Annotated in this window: 13 protein-coding genes; 1 reads left to right on the top strand and 12 read right to left on the bottom strand. The window is 49.2% G+C overall.

Going from position 1 to position 17789, the window contains the following annotated elements; all coding sequences use genetic code 11:
* Positions 1-72 precede the first annotated feature (72 nt).
* The 6 genes from BMW94_RS30920 to BMW94_RS11775 form a co-directional block, all read right to left on the bottom strand.
* Positions 73-1134, bottom strand: a complete 1062-nt coding sequence (locus BMW94_RS30920; RefSeq protein WP_254790213.1) for a cell wall hydrolase — start codon at positions 1132-1134, stop codon at positions 73-75.
* Between the two features lie 278 nt (positions 1135-1412).
* Positions 1413-2630, bottom strand: coding sequence for an MFS transporter (locus BMW94_RS11795; protein ID WP_090998471.1), 1218 nt, complete (start codon positions 2628-2630; stop codon positions 1413-1415).
* Positions 2631-2744: 114 nt separating this feature from the next.
* Entirely contained in the window at positions 2745-3560 is an 816-nt protein-coding gene (locus tag BMW94_RS11790; RefSeq protein ID WP_090998469.1) for a carbohydrate ABC transporter permease, read from the bottom strand.
* 49 nt (positions 3561-3609) lie between these two features.
* Entirely contained in the window at positions 3610-4482 is an 873-nt protein-coding gene (locus tag BMW94_RS11785; RefSeq protein ID WP_175480658.1) for a carbohydrate ABC transporter permease, read from the bottom strand.
* Positions 4483-4485: 3 nt separating this feature from the next.
* Positions 4486-5760 carry an ABC transporter substrate-binding protein gene (locus tag BMW94_RS11780; RefSeq protein WP_090998467.1) on the bottom strand — a complete coding sequence of 425 codons (1275 nt, stop codon included), beginning with the start codon at positions 5758-5760 and terminating at the stop codon, positions 4486-4488.
* Between the two features lie 213 nt (positions 5761-5973).
* Positions 5974-7155: an LLM class flavin-dependent oxidoreductase gene (locus tag BMW94_RS11775; RefSeq protein ID WP_090998509.1), complete on the bottom strand. Its 1182-nt coding sequence runs from the start codon at positions 7153-7155 to the stop codon at positions 5974-5976.
* 544 nt (positions 7156-7699) lie between these two features.
* Here BMW94_RS11775 and BMW94_RS11770 point away from each other — a divergent pair.
* Positions 7700-8536, top strand: a complete 837-nt coding sequence (locus BMW94_RS11770) for a helix-turn-helix transcriptional regulator (protein WP_254790212.1) — start codon at positions 7700-7702, stop codon at positions 8534-8536.
* Between the two features lie 131 nt (positions 8537-8667).
* Here the strand turns inward: BMW94_RS11770 and BMW94_RS11765 are convergent, their stop codons facing one another.
* The 6 genes from BMW94_RS11765 to BMW94_RS11740 all read right to left on the bottom strand — a co-directional run bounded on the left by BMW94_RS11765 (position 8668) and on the right by BMW94_RS11740 (position 17047).
* A complete protein-coding gene (locus BMW94_RS11765; RefSeq protein WP_254790211.1) occupies positions 8668-9567 on the bottom strand; it encodes a hypothetical protein in 900 nt (299 codons plus the stop codon).
* A 32-nt stretch (positions 9568-9599) separates the two neighbouring features.
* Positions 9600-10967 (bottom strand): nucleotide sugar dehydrogenase, encoded by a 1368-nt coding sequence (locus BMW94_RS11760; protein WP_063565622.1) that lies wholly within the window; start codon positions 10965-10967, stop codon positions 9600-9602.
* 137 nt (positions 10968-11104) lie between these two features.
* The gene (locus BMW94_RS11755; RefSeq protein ID WP_090900992.1) at positions 11105-11908 is read right to left on the bottom strand and encodes a response regulator transcription factor; all 804 of its coding nucleotides are present in this window, start codon (positions 11906-11908) and stop codon (positions 11105-11107) included.
* Between the two features lie 255 nt (positions 11909-12163).
* The gene (locus tag BMW94_RS11750; RefSeq protein WP_170867934.1) at positions 12164-13561 is read right to left on the bottom strand and encodes a glycosyltransferase family 2 protein; all 1398 of its coding nucleotides are present in this window, start codon (positions 13559-13561) and stop codon (positions 12164-12166) included.
* A gap of 22 nt (positions 13562-13583) precedes the next feature.
* Positions 13584-14795, bottom strand: a complete 1212-nt coding sequence (locus BMW94_RS11745) for a HEAT repeat domain-containing protein (protein ID WP_090998461.1) — start codon at positions 14793-14795, stop codon at positions 13584-13586.
* Between the two features lie 26 nt (positions 14796-14821).
* Complete coding sequence (locus BMW94_RS11740) at positions 14822-17047, bottom strand: hypothetical protein (protein WP_090998458.1); 2226 nt, start codon at positions 17045-17047, stop codon at positions 14822-14824.
* Between the last annotated feature and the right edge of the window lie 742 nt (positions 17048-17789).

The following is a 17789-nucleotide window of genomic DNA, read 5'->3' as shown; positions in this document are numbered from 1 at the left end:
ATCAGCGTTCAACGGCCACTCACTACCGGGGTTTTAAAACTTATATTCTATAAAACGACTCCTCTACCTAACTCACCGCGTAAAATCATGCTGCCCAATCGTAAGCAACGTTGGTCTGCTCTTACTCCACAATGACGTCGCTATCTTCGGATTGTAATAATAGAGTGCTCCGTGTGTCGGATCAGTGCCATTCAAAGCTTTACGAGCTGCTTGATAGGAAATCTGGGTTGGCTTCGTATTAAACTGTCCATCGTCTATGGCTGTGAACTGCCCTTTTTGGAAAATTACTTTCGGAATTGATGACGGGAATGCATTCGAATGCACTCGGTTCAATACGACCGCGCCTACAGCGACCTGTCCTTCAAAGGATTCTCCGCGCGCTTCCCCATGAATCAGCTTCGCGAGCTGGCGCAGCGTATTACCTTGTGCTGCAGCCTTCTTGTTCAGTCTGTTCAGTGTTGCCGGACCTGCAATCCCATCCGCACTCAGCCCCTGAGCCTGTTGGAACTTACGGACAGCGCCTTTGGTAATAGAACCGTAATATCCGGTCAATCCAGCTTTGAAATACCCCAGTTCGCTTAATTGCTCCTGCAATTGCAGCACATGTTCACCGCGAACGCCCTGTTCCAGCTTCTGTGCTCCCACAGACGGAGCTGCCATCGTAAGTCCGAGAGCTATCGCGAAGGCACCGAGAAGCACACTGACTCGTCCTGCTCTTTTGCCAGCCTTTCTCCCTCTGCGATGGGTGATTTTCCGGCTGATGGTAATAGGCTCCATGTGGTCAGTGCTTGTGTGCAAATCATGCAGATCAAGCCTATCATCCCCGTTATCTAATCTAAACTCTTCATCTAGGCTGTAGATATAACTCGTCATCTTCATCTGTTTCATTTCTTTCATCTCTTTAACAGGAGTAAGATCAATCACATCATCTCTCCCGTTTATCTCACTCATCCTATCGTTGCCATTATAGCTGTACATCACATTCATCCCGACATCCTCAATCACACGTATCCGTTCACACACGCTATTCTGTCCACTCATCATTTGCTTTTCATTCATTTTATTCTTCTCATTCATCCTATTCTTTTCAATCATTTCACACGTTTGATCCATTTCAATTTTGTTCTTCATCATTCCATTAACCTCCACTTTTCTGAATCCAGATCCCACTTCTTCCCCCTGAATCCTCACGGCCCTACATCCCGAGTGTCATTATAGGATATCAAAAAAATGACGTCTATCCGACCGATGGCGCAGGCGAAAATCCACTCCAACCACAGCAAAAAGAGACATGAGCCCATGGTCACGCCATAGTCATGCCTCTTCTTGTATCAACCTTCTGCCGCTTATCCACCCCGTTATAGTCGTAGGCAGGCAGACCCGCACAAAAGTTGCGTTGTATTTATTGACATTTATTCGGCCAGTTCCAGACCCTTGGTTTCCCGGCCCAGGAACAGCACAGCCGCAGCGCCAATGAGGATGGTCACGAAGAAAATCGTGAAAATTAGGCTGATTGCGACCTCACGCTGAACCAGCATACCAACCATCAATGGAGCAAGCACGCCCCCAATCCGGCCTACCGATGTAGCAAGACCCACACCTGTTGAACGAACGGAAGTGGGGTACAATTCCGGGCTGTATGCGTACAGACCGCCCCAAGCTCCCAGATTGAAGAAGGAAAGACAGATCCCTGCGGTCAGGATCGTCGCTTCCGTTGTTGCCAGTCCAAAAGCAATCGCACTTACTGCTGTCAATGTAAGATAAACGACAAGTACAAATTTGCGGCCAAACCGCTCAATGAAGTACGCCGCTGTGAAGTAACCTGGCAGCTGTGCGATCGTCATAATCAGCACGTACTGGAAGCTTTTGACCAACGTAAAACCTTTTGCCATAACAACCGATGGCAACCATAAGAACATGCCATAATAGGAGAAAATGACGGTAAACCACAAGATCCAGAGCATCAACGTTGTGCGGCGATGCGGGCCCGACCAAACCGTCGCAACCTTCTCGCGGAACGTGATTTTCTTAATCTTGGTGTTGTTCTTGTAACGAGGCGGGTCCTGAATGGCACGGCGCAGATACAGCGCGTAGAACGCCGGAACGGCACCAATGGCAAAAGCAATTCTCCAGCCATATTCCGGGATAACAAAGTTGGCAATGAGTGCCGATACAATCCAGCCACCTGCCCAGAAACTCTCCAGCAGTACAACTGCACGTCCACGTTCTGCCGTAGGCATCGACTCCGATACCAACGTAGATGCAACGGGCAGCTCCCCGCCGAGGCCGATACCTGCAATCAGACGCAGTACACACAATACGGCGAATCCGGTCGCCAATGCTGACAGGCCACTAGCAATCGTAAAGATCAGTAGGGTCCACATCAAAATGGCTTTACGCCCGAAACGATCCGCAAGTGCCCCCGCAAGCAATGCACCTAGCGCCATACCGATGGAGTTGATACTCGTAAGCACCCCGACTTGTCCGGGACTGAGACTCCATTCCTTGGCGAGTGCAGCCACGATGAAGGAAATCATGCCGACTTCCATGGCATCAAACAGCCAGCTCATGCCGGCACTGAACAGCAGCTTGCGCTGCTTGGGATTCCGCAATACTTCCAGTTTGCTCATGTCTTATAGCTCCCTTGATCTCTATGTAGTCATTCTGACACTAAACCATTATTATGCAGAATGATCCAGAAATCAATGTAAAATACCCATATCCGTTGATCTTCTTCCCATACCTCACCCCTTGAGTGAACCCGCTGTCAGACCTGCTACAAAATAACGCTGTAGCAGAATGAATAGCACGATCATCGGAATGGCTGTTACCAGCACACCGGTGAGCATCATCGGATAGTTCGTCACGTATTCTCCGCGGAACTGCATGAGTGCGAGTGGCAACGTCAGCTTGGACTTACTGCTGAGCATCAGCATCGGAATGAGCAAGTCATTCCATACCATCACGAGCAGGAACGTAGCTGTAGCTGCCAGAGAAGGTGCAGCCAGTGGCAAAGCGATTCGTGTGTAGAGCCTCCACTCGCTTGCTCCATCCATACTGCCCGCTTCCAGTATTTCCGTATTCAGCATACGCATGAAGCCCGTCAGCATAAAAACGGAGACCGGCATTAACATCGCGGCTGATACTACAATGAGTCCTGTCAGACTGTCCGACCACCCGAGCGTACGCGTCAGAGAATAGATCGGCAGCATGCTCACTTGGGAAGGAACGATTAGACCTGCAACGAACAAAGCAAACACAATTTTGCCCACGCTGCCACCCCAGCGAACAATGGCATACGCAATCATGCTGCTGAGCAATAACTCAATCGCAACCGTACCCAGCGTTACGACCAGACTGTTCCCGAAATACTGCCACATCGGCTGGTTGCGGAACATGCCAGTGAGATTATCCCACGTAAACGGGTCCGGCCAGCTAAATGGACTGATGAAGAAGTTGCTGCTCGTTTTGAACGATGACACAAATACAAAGTACAACGGCACGATAATCAGCAGCGCGTACATCAATAAAATCAGGCGGTTGAACCACTTTAGAAACATGTGAACTCCCTTCTGCCTCTTATGCAGGATAAATGCTCCAGCAACAATATCAATAGCTTACCCGGTCGGCACGCAGCGCTTTGAACTGCAATAACGTCAGCAAAGCGAGCAGAACCAGGAAAATCATCGAACCCGCAGAAGCGAGGCCAAATGAGTAGCTGCCAAAGGCGGTATGATAGATATATGTCGTCAAAATTTCAGTAGCGTAGTTTGGGCCTCCGTCCGTCATGGTGAAAATGAGGTCAAACGCCTTAAACGATTGAATCGTCGTATAGGCCACAACAATCGTTGCCGAAGGTGCAAGCAGCGGCCAGGTCACAGTACGGAATACCTGCCATTTGCTGCCGCCATCCATACGTGCTGCTTCATACAGCTCCGCTGGAATGCCTTGCAGACCTGCGATAAACACGATCATCATCTGCCCGGCATGCGCCCAGACTTGTACCGCGGCAATTGAGTATATGGCGATCTTCGGATCACCAATCCAGTTGTGGGCGATGCTCCCCATACCTGCCTCGTTCAATCCATAGTTAATCAACCCGATCGAAGGATCGTACATAAAAGCCCAGATCAGACCCACCGATACAGAGGACAGAATCGCAGGCAGAAAATAGAGCGCCCGGAGCGCGATGCGTGTCTTTGTGTTACGTACCAAAAGCAGCGCCAGAACAAGTGAAATAAAGGTTTGCGCAATGACAACCGTTAACATGAACTCGACGTTGTTGCCAAAAGCTTTGCGAAATACGATACTGCTGAGACTGTCCTTGTAATTATCCAGCCCTACAAATGCATACGACGGGGATACCCCGTCCCAATCCGTAAAGGAGTAGAACAGCCCCGTCAATGTAGGAAATACGAACAGTGCAACGTACAGCAGCAACCCGGGTAACAAAAACAGGGATAGCTGAATACGGTTCTTCATCGTTTATTTCCCGATATGCTGATCAATGATCGCCTGTGCTTGCTGCGCTGCTTCTTCAGGAGAAGTGCCGCTCAGTACAGCCTGAATGGAATTCGTCACTGCTTTCTGATTATCTCCGTTCAGGATAGTGAACCGTGGCTGGAACACGGTCTTTTTGCTCGCCCAATCTCCGGCAACCTGGAGCTCAGGTGTATCATACTTCACATCATTAACCGTTACATTCTGTCCCGTCTGGTTGGCATATTCGCCAGCCACTTCCGGATTGCTCAGGAATTCGATGAACTTCTTCGCTTCTTCCGGGTGTTTGGACTTGCTGTTCACCGCAAGCATAAATGTCGTGGTATGAACACCTTCATACTTCGCTTGATCTGCACTCACCGTAATCGGTGCAAGCAGCTTCTGCTCCAGATTCGGATTTTGAAGCTTGTTCTGAGCCAGCTGATAAGATCCGCTTGCCAGCATGGCTGCTTTCTCCTGGATAAAGAGTGCTCCCGCTGCCGGGTCTTTCGTTCCCAGTGCGTCCTGCTGGAAGTATCCTTTGTCGTTCAGTTCTTTGATTTGAGTTAAGGTTTTCACCCAAAACTCATCCGTCAGTTTGGCCTCTCCGGCTTCCACTTTGGTAAAAATGTCGTCACTCGGTGCATTGTTCATCACCATCGTATTCATGAATTGGCCCGGACCAATGTCCGCTCCAGCAAATGCAATCGGAATAATGCCGTTGTCTTTCAGCGTCTGGCAAAGCGCCAGGAAGCCTTCCCAATCCGTCGGTGGTGTCAGTCCGTATTTTTCAAACAGCTTCACATTGTAGATTGGATCGTTATATACAAGTTGATAAGGGATTGCATATTGCTTGCCATCGTGCTGGCCTGCTTCAATTAGCTTAGGATTGTATGCAGACAGAAACGACGATCCGGTCAGATCAGTGAACAATCCGGCTTTGGTGAAGGCTTCGAACTGTGCACCAGGGAAGGAAGCAAATACATCCCCAACTGAACCATCACTGATTTTGGATTGTACAGTGGATTGATATTGGTCTGAAGGAAGAGTCTGCATTTCCACATGGATGTTCTGATTTTCCTTTTCAAACGCATCAATCGTCTTGTTCAGTGCTTCCACATCCTCTCCACGCCAGTGCATGAAGCTGATTGTTACTTTGGCCGAACCGGAGGATTCGCCCCCTCCTGATGCCGCGTTATCCCCGCCGCCGCAGGCAGACAGCAGGATGGACATTACCAGCATACTGACAAGGGGCAGGATATATTTTTGTTTTTTTCTCATGAAAGAAGACCTCCTGAAGGATGATTAATGTGAGTTGCATGAATGTTTTTACACTGGGCACTCCGAGTGCAGTACCATCTTCCGATCGCTGTTATCCCCGGATTTTTTGAATTATTCCTTTCAATGGGAAAATCCGGTGATAAAGGCGAGCGCTTCGCTTCTTCAGATCGGCTCTGCTCTCTCCGTTAAAGTGTAAAAAAAGGGTTAACTCACTTAGTTGGTAGTAACTGAATGCTTCTCCTGTCTTGTTTTCCACTTCTCACGAATAATGGGCATAACCGTGCGGCCGAAGATTTCGGCTTCTTCCAGATGCGGATAACCGGACAGAATGAAAGTCGTCACGCCCAGATCTCCATATTCCATCAATCGTTCTGCGACCTGTTCTGCTGTACCGACAATGAGGATCGCTCCGCCGGAACGTACAACTGACAAACCTGTCCACAGGTTGGGACCTACGACAAACTGCTGCTTCTCGGACAGTTCCCGCAGCTCATTCTGTCTGCGTTGGTTGGTTGCATCCGTCTCTGCGAAGGCTGCTTTGGCTTTTTCGATGGCCTCTGGTGGTACTTTGCTAATAATCTCCCAAGCCGCCGCCCATGCTTCTTCTTCCGTATCCCGAATGAGTACCTGTGCACGCATGCCGTAACGGAGCTGACGATCTTGTCCGGTTTCCTCTTTGATCTGTTCGCGAATGACTTCAATTTCTTCGATCTGCTCCTGAATCCAGTCATGCGGCTCGCCCCACATGAGGAATGTATCTGCGTGTTCAACAGCGACCCGCTTTGCAATCGGTGAACTTCCACCCAAGTAGAACGGCGGATACGGCTTTTGCACCGTTTCAGGCATGCCTACCGGACCTTTGAAATTATAATACTTACCGTTAAACTCCGAATTGTCTTCGGATGCATTCTGATTTGATATGGCACCACTTCCAGCAAACTCGGTCAGATTGAGCCCGGCCGATTGCGTCCATGAACGCTTCATCACTTCCATGTACTCGCTCGCCCGTTCATAACGTTCATCATGGGCATGAGCCAGTGGATCTCCCAGTTCCTCCAGATCCCGAACCGAACTGCCTGTCACCACATTGATCATGGCACGACCGCCAGACAGTTGATCCAGTGCCGCTCCCATACGCGCCGCCAATACAGGGGTGACCAGACCCGGTCGAATGGCCACAAGCGGACGCAGTGTTTTCGTGTGACTCATGACAGCCGAACCCACAACCCACGCATCCAGACAGGCTCCCCCTGTCGGAATCAATACAAATTCAAAACCTGCCGTCTCCGCTGTCTGCGCTACTTGAACCAAATAATCCAGGCTCGGTTCTCTCTCCGGGGCAACCCCTACATATTTTCCGTCTCCTGCTGTAGGCAAAAACCAACCAAACTTCATCTCTTCCTGTTCGCTCACGCAAGTCAATCCCTTCTATAAATAAAGTCATGTTAAAAATAAGATCGGTGTTGTGCACATTGGCCGTTCCGGTTACGAATCGTTCTTTCGATCACTGTTATCTCCAGATTTTTTTGATTCCCTTATCAAAGGGGAAAATCCGGAGATAAAGGTGAACGCGTTGCTTCTTCAGAATCGATTTCGTCCCCTTCACTACGTTCGCACTCGTTAAACCTTATTTTTAAAGTGCGCCTAATTTCTAATCATTTTATAAGTACGTACACTTCCAAATGCCGATTAATTAACTTGGTTTAATAGGTATGGACATCATAACAATTGATTTGTCTGTGATCAATGTCATTTCGCGGCCTTTTTATTTTGTCATTTTGTGGTGAATTCACAGGAATAGGTCTTCTCGATCTTGAATATTTACAAAACCCACCTGTATAATAGGTTATAAGAGAAACTTTTAGAGATTACAAACTATACTTATATTAAAGAGGTGTTCCTGATGATCGAGAGCATGAAGGAGGACCACCACGAGTTTTTGGATATAATTTTTTTTACTCCGTCTGAGTTCGAGAAAGCCGGTGGAGCTTGGCCGATTCGAATCGGTCGTAATATAGCCAAGAGCAACTATCATATTGGCCCTCGAACGACGCCCTTTCATTATTTAATTTTTGTTCTGGAGGGCGAGGGAACTTTCATACAGAACGGACATCGTTATTCCCTGCGTGCCCGTGATGCTTTCTGCCTGTATCCACAGGTTACCCATGAGTACTGGTCCGACCCAAAGGAATCTTTGCACAAAATTTTCATTGCCTTTGATGGAACACATGCAGCTGAACTTTTGGCACGGATCGGGCTTACCCCGGACGCACCGCATCGTTCAGGTGTACTCACGCCGGACACGGCAAGTGGCATGCGTGCTTTTATGGAAGAGGTTCGCAAACCTCAGGGAGGCGCAAGCGACCTGGGACGACTTACCCGTTTTCTCGGATTGTTTGACCGGATTGCCAAGTCCCCCGCTACCCGAGTGCTTCAACCAGACTCTGCCACACCATGGCTGCAAAAGGGCAAGGAGTACATGGATATTCACTTTGCCGGCGGCATTACTGTGGAAGGTGTATCTTCACACGCAGGTGTGGATCGGACCCATTTTGCCAAACAATTCCGCAAAGCCTACGGCCTGTCTCCTGTCCAGTATATTCAACGTCTCAAAATGAATCAGGCCAAACGGCTGCTTGTTCAGACCCCGTTAACGTTAACTGAAGTAGCACACTCGGTGGGTTACCCTGATCTGTTTTCTTTCTCCAAAGCATTCAAAAAGCAGGTCGGTCTGCCACCCAACCGATATCGAACGGCCGAGAACAACAAAAGCTGATTTATCGCCAAATATCCCTTAGTGAAAGCTATCTAAAACCACCTAAAGCAAAAAGGCAAGCCTCCTTGACGGAGACCTGCCTTTTCCCGTTTACAATTCACAACGATCTTTTTGTTAACCACATGCACCCGCTACTTCTTCTCCTCGCTCTTTCGAGCCAGCGGAATTCCGTTTTCCTTTGCATACCATGCCTCATAATGATGCACTGCGACACCTGCAAAAGAGGAATGAGAAGCGCCGAGATCAAACACTTTCTTCATTTCTTCGTCCATATTGGTGATGGATTTGCTGAAAAAAGTTAGATGATCGCCCTCATGCGTGTCTGCCAGTTCGGCTCCAACCCATACCTTCTTGCCAAGCTCATCCGCTTCATTCAGCTCTTCCTTGGACAGATCATACATCTGCTGACCACGATCCCGATAAGCCATGATGGCTACCGCATCAAAGTGATCAATCACCCAGCGGCTGAATGTACCTCCGCCTTCTGCCGACTCGCGTGCATCCAGCCAGAAAGGAATCGCGGCACTCATGTAGAGTCCGGCATCATTACCAGCTTTGGTCCAGGCCTTCATGTTGTCGCTCCACTCCGCAATCACACTGTTCTGCTCGTTCTCCCAGCGTTTTAGCTGATAAGGCTCCACATCCAGCTGAATTCCCTCAAAGCGTTCATTTTTGGCCGAAGCTGCATTATATGCCCGTACTTTTTCTATAAACGCAAGTCCCTCTTCCCGCTTCTCCGTATAGGCCCAGTCTGCATGACCGTTAAGGGCATGTACTTGGATCTCAGCCTGCCGCGCAGCCGCGATGAATTTGCGGTATGTCGCATCGGGTACCTCATCCTGAATTTGCAGGAAAATGGTATCTACGCCCTGCGCCTTGGAGAAGGAGATAATTTCAGGCGTCTGCTCTGCAATAATGGAAGCGTCCCACAGCCAGGTCGCTTTGTGTTCCTCATGTGAAAACCATTTGAGAAGCCAGGGCAGAAGAAGCAGGCAGAACAGCAGGGCCAAGATGGCCCATTTTGCCTTCACCGACAGTTTGCCCCACTTGTTCGTTATATTCCTCAGACGAGCAACGCTTCACTTGGCTCAAGCACAGGGTGCTGTACCGAATGACCAATCTTGTAAATGTGCGGATGTGGATACGTTTTGAACGCATTACGTGTATCCAGAATTGGCACGCCCATCTCGGCAATATCAAAGTAAGGCAAATCGCTGTGGTTGGTGATCAGCACGATGCAGTCGTACTTCTTGAACTGTTCCAAGTTGAATACTTCGCTATATACCGTCTCGCCATGCTTGTCCAGGAACGATTCAGCATGTGGATCATAATAGCTGACATTGGCTCCACCTTCCTTGAACTGTTCATATATTTCCAGTCCTGGAGATTCACGTAAATCCGCAATATTTGGCTTGTACGACATACCAAGCAACAGAATGTTGGATTTACGTACCGATTTCGCGTATTCATTCAGGATGGTTGATGTTTTGTTCAGTACATAATATGGCATATTGTCATTGGTGGATTGCGCCAGCTCAATAAACTTGCTGTAGAAACGGAATCCTTTGGCCTTCCAGGACAGGTACATCGGATCAAGCGGGATGCAGTGACCACCGATGCCAGGGCCCGGATAGAAAGGCATGAAGCCAAACGGCTTCGTCGCAGCTGCGTCGATAACTTCCCAGATATCGATGCCCATACGGTCACACATCATGGCCATTTCATTAACAAAGGCAATGTTTACGCTGCGGAACGTATTTTCCAGCAGTTTGGACATTTCAGCTACTTTTGGCGAAGATACAGGTACAACTGTTTCAACGTATTTGCTGTACAACGCTGTTCCCAGCTTGAGGCAAGCTTCAGTTGTTCCCCCGATGACTTTTGGTGTATTAAACGTAGTGAATCGTCCGTTGGACGGGTCCACACGTTCAGGCGAGAAGCACAGGAAGTAGTCTTTGCCTGCTTCATGTCCGATCTTGTCCAGCTCATCCTGGATCAGCTCTTCGGTTGTACCCGGATAAGTGGTGCTCTCCAAGGTAATCAGCATGCCTGGTTTCATATGCAGTTTAATCTGATCCACAACCGTCTCGATATAGGACGTATCCGGGTCCTGATTTTCACTAAGCGGTGTTGGTACGCAGATGCTCAACGCGTCGATCACGCGCAGCATGCTGTAATCCGTTGTAGGCTGGAAGCGACCGCTTTGCATCACTTTTTTCAATTCCTCGGACGAAATATCGTGAATATAGGAATCTCCCTGATAGATGCTCTCCACTTTGGATGCATCCAGATCAATCCCGATTACCGTGAAACCCTGATTGACCATTTCCACCGCAAGTGGTAATCCTACGTAACCGAGCCCGACCACGCCGAGCACCGCTTCTTTATTTTCGATCGCATTCAGTAATGTGTGGAATTGTTGATTCTCCATGATATTCCCTCCGGGCAGTGTATTTTTTTGGTTGATTGACGAATCCATTTGATAGATGTTTGTCTGTGATATACTTATTTGTCTGATAAAGATGAATGAAGGCTATCTGTTTTTCTTGGCTTTACTTGTGGTTGCGTTTAATGCAGGCAACGTCTGATTCGGGCATCCAGCTCCACAGGTGAGAACGGTTTGGTCATATAATCATCGACTCCGCTGCGGAAACATTGGCTGATCGTTTGTTCCACACGTTGTTCCGTCAATACGACGATTTTGGGCGGCTGCTCCACATCCAGGTTCTGAATATGTTGAATGAACGGCAGGCCATCAATGCCATACAGGTTCAATTCGGTCAGCACCAGGTCAGGCGTGAGTTTCTCAATCAGTTCCAGTGCAGCCAGTCCATCCACCGCTTCATAAGTTTCATACCCCTGCATCTTCAGACGCAATTGCAGGAACTCGCGTACCGTCGGATCGTTATCCACAATCAAAATTCGTTCCGGCTCGTCTGCCGTTTTGTCCAGCGTGTAGATGTGAATCTCCGACGGGTCTACCAGCTTGGCGGACTCAGCCATATGTTGAATGGTTGCCTTTGAAGGACGTTCACCTGCCGGGAAACTTGCCAGCGTGATTTGCGGATCGGCACCAGGTACCGTCTCCTGCAATTCATGCTTGATGCGAAGCCCCTCATAATGGACCTCATCCAGCGTCAACCCTGGCAACAGGACAGCAATTGCCTGTGTGGCTCCATCCTGCCAGACCTGGAAGGCAGACTCACTGGTCTGCTCCAGATATGTCCTGACCTGCTGCTCCGGCTGAGACTGCCCTGCACAATGGATGAACATTAAGCCGCATGTTTCGGCACCCGTTTCTTTCAATCCCTGTTCTACACTGCGGTACACATTAACGGCAGCCTCACGCTGCAATGTCGCCGTATTTGGCATGTTCTTTTCCACCCTTCTCCCTCGGTTATCTATACAAGTCCAACTAGTGGGTATTTACACTGACACTCCGATGACAGAACAACCTTCCAATCGCTGTTATCCCCAGATTTTTTAATTCCTTTTTTGACAAGGGGAAATCCGGGGATAAAGGCGAACGCTTCGCTTCTTCAGGTTATTTCTGTCCTCTCCGTTCTCGTGTAAATATTTAGTTGAACATCTATATTGTTCTGCTGTATTGCCTTGATTACGCTGTGCTTAGGCCGCCTCGCTTGTCTTCTCTTCCTCGGACCAGCTCTGGCGTGTCATGGTACCCCATGAGTTGTTGTTTTGCATGAACTGGATATGCCCCTGCAATCTCCACAGCACGCCGAGCTGATGATAGCCTACGAATTTCAGAGCGGAGTAGAACAGCATTTTGACCAGATCCGATAGCTTGTTATACCGCTTGAATGCAATTTCCTCGAGCACAAGGGCTCCCACACTGAGCAGATAACCACTCACAATGTTGAGCGATCCAAACAGCACAAGTATCGGCCACTGGGTCATATCCATCAGTACATATCCCGTGAGAGCGAGAAGTCCGGTAATTCGGAAATACGGATTCAGCGCTTCAAAGAGGATGTTGTACGGCATGGTCAGCATGCCCATAACTTTATATTTCGGGTTGAACAACATGCCGCGATTCTCAATCATGTTCTTCAGATTTCCACGTCCCCAGCGCTTGCGCTGACTGGACAAGATCCGGTAGGAATCCGGCGCCTGTGTCCAGCACACGGCTTCAGGGCAGAAGGCTACGCGGTATTTCAATTTATTCTCCAGCATATAACGGTGAAGCTTGATGATAATGTTCATGTCTTCACCCGGATAACCGTCCCGGTATCCCCCAACTGCGATAACCGCATCCTTGCGGAACATGCCAAAGGCACCTGAGACGATGATCAGACCATTCATGTGACTCCAACCGATCCGTCCGCCGAGAAAAGCTTTGAGATACTCGATGGACTGGAACATCGGCCAAATCTTGCGAGGCAGTGAAACGTCCTGCACTGCCCCATTCTCAATTTTGCAGCCGTTGGCTATCCGTACATCCCCGCCAATAGCCACCGTCTCTTCCGGATTCTCCATATACATGCGAGCCATGCGAATCAGGGCATCCTTCTCCAGCAAAGAGTCGGCATCGATAGAAGAAATCAACGGATAATGAGACAGGTTGATTCCGGCATTGAGGGAATCGGCCTTCCCGCCGTTTTCCTTGTCAATGACATACAGGTCGGGGAATTCCGGATTGTGGTAGATCCCGCGAATTTTCTGACAGGAAATCTTGCCCCGAATCATCGTGTTGGGTACCGGCTTCAGACGATATTCTTCCAGCAACACCTTCAGGGTGGTATCGCTTGAACCATCATTCACCACGATGACTTCATACGTTGGATAATTCAGCGTCATCAGGCAGTTCACATTTTCGATAATCGTCAGTTCCTCGTTGTATGCGGGCACCAGCAAGGAAACCGAGGGTACCAGCTCCGAGCCTGACAACGTATTGTATTTGGAATAATGCGATCGCCTGAAGATCGTCCAAATGTTACGGAATGATAAGGCCAGAATGGAAAAGTAGAGCGTATTTACGGCAACGACATAATAGATTGCAACCATGCCGTAGATTAATAGTAGATCTCTAAGCAGTGTAATCTCCTCCTACCGCAGCCACACCTGTACGTTTCTTGCTTGTTGTCCGGTTCCCACGTACGGGACCGAAGTACCGATCATACAGCAGCCTTTTTTTGTTATGTGCAATCATCTGGTCAACGGCTTTGTGGTCTGTTCCTGAGTGCTGCATCGTGCTCTCAATCTGCTGCATTGCAATTTCCCGTTCAGCACCTGTGCCCTCCACAGCGGCCTGACACAAGGCTTCAAATCCCGGTTCACCCAGCTTGCCAAGGCTCTCCGCACTGTTATAACGTACTCCCCAATCTTCATCACGCAGCGCTTTGCGCAGCAGTGGAATGCTGCCTGCCGCATGTTTCGAACCGAGCGCCTGCACCACTTCGGCACGCACCTCCGGGTCCGAATCCTGCATGAGCTTTAGAATGGTCTCGTCCTGAAGTGCCGGACTTGCGCTAAGGTACAGCTTCACCGCTTCTGCCCGTACATCCTGATGTTCTGCACCAACGAGTCTGTCGAGTGCAGGCATCACTTCCGGTACAGCTTGTCCCCACATCGCAACCAATCCCACTTTGACAAAATCAGGATTGCGATCTTCCAGCAGCTCAAGCAGAATTCGGCTTGGTTCCAGACTGGTTTCGAGCAAAATATCTGCTGCCAGATGATGAATCGATTTTCCTTTGGTCAACAGCAGCGCGAGCATGTCTTTCAGTTCACCCTGACGGATGGTACATCTTGCGATCGAACGACCAATCATAATCGCCATCGGACCAGGCTTCTCATCCTTAAGCAATTCCATCAAGCCTGGAACGGCCTCTGGACAACGCATGCCGCCCAATCGATACGCTGCATCAATCTGACGTCCGTAACGAATACGACTCAGTTCCTTCAGATCATGCTCTACAAATCCGGCTTCACGGCAGAGTACAATCAATTTGTTGCGATACTCTCCCTTGAACTGATCAATCCATTCAATAAGCTTGCTCTGGATGACCCGACGCTCAAGCGGGGCCAGCTTCCCAGGCGGCAATCTCAGGGGACTGTCCTCTGTCAGCGCCGTCTGCAGATACGTAAAGTAGTCACGCTGCTTTAATTTATAAAACTCAATCTTGCGCCGTTTGCCGTTGTGGGACATTTTCATGGCAAACAGCAGGATTACACCCACAACGACGAGCGCCGTACAGATGTATAGAAATAGATAAGCCAAAGCCAAATTCGGAAACATGTGAAAAGGTCCTCCTTTATACTCATTTATTCGGTCTGAAAACTTGGAATTTGTTCATACCGTTTCTTCATTTCCTCGTAGCTCAGTTTCAGTCGTTCACTGTACTGTACCTGCTCCCAGGGCTGCCAGCTGTATATAGGCAATGTCTTCACATCCAGTGTCTTCTGTTCACCACCAGGCCAAGAGATATTTCCAGTAGAACGATCCATTAGCCACGGAACCAGGGTCACGCCTTTAACTGCGACCGTTTCGAATTCCCGTCCACCTTTCAACGCTCCATACTTGATCGCTTGCAGTGAACTTGGGTCACCGAATCCAAGCAGCATCCATGGAATACGCATCTCGACCTGATTACCGTTATATTGCCACGCGGTTAAAGAATCGGTATCGGATTGATCTGGAGCTGTCGTTCCCCGTTTCAATGTACCCACCTTCTCATTCATGAACGGTTGGGCGGAACGGGTATCCGGTGGGGTCATCCGCAGGCTGACCGCCAGGTTCCATGGATGGAATGGATCTGCCGCTTTCTCTTGCTCCTCGGGCAGCATCCCGTAACCGTCCTTGCCATAGAGGCGCTGGTTAAAGTCATAGTCCTTGGCGATCTCCACTTGTGATTCATCATTCTGTCCCAATGTAATCACTGTTTCGAGTCCGTCACTCAGCGTTCGATCCGGAAGTCTCGTACCCGGCTGATTGCCGCCATCCAGCGTATCCGTTCCGATGCGCAGCAAGGTCTGGTCCGGGTCAAAAGGTTGATCCAGCGTCATGCCAATGTACAGGTAGGCTTCATCATGGGTCATTTTCATTTCCTTGATGCCATCTACCTTGCCTTGCCAGACGGTGACCTCTTCCTTCTTCAGCGTATTCCAGTCATCCAGTTTCCCGTCGATGGTCAGCTGTTCCTGCTTACCGGGGTCCATGGCGAGCAGACCGAACATCTTCTCATTCGTCAGCACGTTCAGCCAGTAGGCCCGACGATCAGCCGGAATTTCCAGTGGCATCGTGTTCCAGGTTTTTTTGAACCACTCATCCTGCCACATGAACAAAATCGCTCCCGCATACCCTTCATCATAAATATCCTGAGTCAGCGATGCGTCGATCTCGCCCTGCTCGACCTCGTTATGTCCGCCCTGATCCCGACCTCCCATACCCAGATGGGAGATCCCAAGCGAAGACGGTACACCGTACTCTGTAATCATTACAGGCATATCGGAAAACTCGGCTTTGAGCTTGCGCAGATAACTTTTGTACGTGTTGTACTCGCCGTTCTCATCCTTGATGGTCTGGAGTGTCTGGTCCGTATGGAACAAGTCCGGGTAATAAGGGTACACATGGTATGCGGCAAAATATCCGCCCTGCCACTCTTCCGGTTGAATATGTCGCGCATCCACACTCACCAAATCCTCTTCGAACAGCGGCTCGCCCGGATGATCCAGCACATCGGTGGTTACCCAATTGGTGAAGGTCATCGGATGCTCCCACCCGTATTTTTTCTCCAACACAGCGGTATAGTCCAGCAGCTCAGCCAGCCAATTCTCGAACGGTGATGCATCCTGCGTCCCCGAAAAATGAACGCCTTTGTACTGCGGCACGTCAGGATGGCTCTCATTCGTGTTGTTCACCATCGAAGGGTCCCACTCGGTCCCCACATGCCAAGCCATCAGATATTTCCCGGCATTCGTCTTGTATTTGCCGCTTGACTCTCCCGGTTTATCGGGAATGTCCGCATCCCCATATACAGCCGATACCGCCTTTTCAATCTCCTGCTTGAACGTCTGCTCAATATGGTCAGCATAGGCATCCTGCTTCTCGATCAACTCTTCTTCCGGCGACCATATGCCCTGTATAAAATATAACGGTTGCTCCCGGCCACGGTTATACTCAACCAATGCGGTGTAAAAAATCGGCTCATGTACCGTGTACACCCGGATTACATTGGCCCCCAGATCCTCAATCTGCTTGAACCACTTCAAGTAATCCTCTTTGGTCAACGGAAATTCGCCCGGGTAATGTCCTGGTGATGTAGCACCCAGGTTCACACCTTTCACGAACATCTCCCGCCATGCGCCATCGGGTCCATATTCCATGAACCGGTCTCCATCGGTCTTGAATTTCATCTCCGTGCCATTATCAGCTGTGTACGTAACGAGCTGGGGCTGCATATAGTGCCATCCGGCAAATATTCCGCCTGTCACTACGGCCGCTCCTGCAAACATCGTTAGCAACCAGCGTCTACGTCTTCGTCTGCTCATGGCTCTTAATTGCTCACCTCTCTAGTATGCATCCTGCTTCATCTGCGGATCTTAAATGACATGAAGGTCTGCGGCAAATCCCGCATCGGATGTCCGCTTTGGGTAGAGATGTCAGCGGTGTAGTTCTCACTATAGCTCTAAGACTCTGCATTTGTAACTAGGCTGATGGAAGCAAACGTGAACTGCAACATTCTGCCCATAATTCGTAAAATGCGCCATCAACTAGCATCCATGAGCCCTTCTTGCTCTTATGTCCCATGGACACGAATATATGCCACTTTAACCGTCCGTTTGAGGTTCTTCCAGGCTTGCACATCTCTACCCGTTATTGTTATATGCAACGCGGATTGCGAGATCTGTTTCCGCTTGAACGCTTACCCCATTAAACGCGAATGATATTTTAAAGTTGCGGACATTTTTACAGTATTAACCATAAAGATTACAAAATTGATACTATAGTCCGATAACGTATCCTTGAAAACCCGCGCCCTATCAAGGTTTTCTGAAAAGTGCAGAAAATGAAAAAAGGACATCAGTCCCCCCCTATAGGACTGTGCCCATTTATATTACTTTTACATAAAGCCGAATGAACGCCCGGTCATCACCCGGAAGTCACGGATCTCTTACACGAAATGTAAAAAAATACATCTTATTTCCTAAATTTTGACTCTATTAGGTCCATCCAATAATTGTGTCCAATTTGCAAAATAATTCCGGTTGCCGCATCCGGGATTGTCGGATA

It is taken from the genome of Paenibacillus sp. OK003, from assembly GCF_900109515.1.
In the GTDB taxonomy this organism is placed as follows: domain Bacteria; phylum Bacillota; class Bacilli; order Paenibacillales; family Paenibacillaceae; genus Paenibacillus; species Paenibacillus marchantiae.
This window is presented reverse-complemented; position numbering and strand designations above follow the sequence as displayed.